This window comes from Dryocola clanedunensis, from assembly GCF_038405435.1.
In the GTDB taxonomy this organism is placed as follows: domain Bacteria; phylum Pseudomonadota; class Gammaproteobacteria; order Enterobacterales; family Enterobacteriaceae; genus Dryocola; species Dryocola clanedunensis_A.
The window spans coordinates 1-520 of record NZ_JBBYHZ010000222.1; the positions used below are offsets into that span (position 1 = coordinate 1).

Here is a 520-nt window from a genome sequence, read left to right on the forward strand (position 1 = left end):
TATACCTTGGCCGACCGCACGCAGCGTTATCAGGAAGCCTTGGAACTGATCGACCGTGCGCGCGTGGCCGAGCCGGACAACGCCGCCATCGTCGACAGTTACGGCTGGGTGCTGTATCGCCTGGGCCGCAACGAAGAAGCACTGGTGCAGCTGCGCCGCGCCTGGACGCTGGCCAAGGATGCGGAGATCGCCGCGCATGTGGGCGAGGTGCTGTGGGTGTTGAACAAGAAGGACGAGGCGCGCCATTTCTTTGAAGAGGCGCGCAAGCTGGACCCGGACAACCGCGCCCTGCAGCGCGTGATCGAGAAATACGGCGTATGAATCTGCTCTCCCTGAAGGCCGCGTTTGCCGCGGCCGTGGCGTTGTCGCTCTCCGCCTGTGTATCCCTGGATGAGCGCAAGGCGCCCTCCGCCCCGACCGTGGTCACCGCTGTTTCGCCCGCTGCGCAGCAGGCCGAGGCCGAGCGCGTCGCCGCCGTGCGCGCCTCGCCGGCCTGGTCGTTCCAGGGCCGGGTGGCGAT

2 protein-coding genes are annotated in these 520 nt (G+C 67.5%); both read left to right on the forward strand.

Annotated elements, in window-relative coordinates; genetic code table 11:
- Window positions 1–321: tetratricopeptide repeat protein (locus tag AAE045_RS24330; protein ID WP_455549858.1), on the forward strand; the 321-nt coding region annotated here is incomplete at its 5' end.
- A partial coding sequence (locus AAE045_RS24335; protein WP_455549859.1) for a hypothetical protein occupies window positions 318–520 on the forward strand: 203 nt, incomplete at its 3' end. The genes AAE045_RS24330 and AAE045_RS24335, both read left to right, overlap by 4 nt.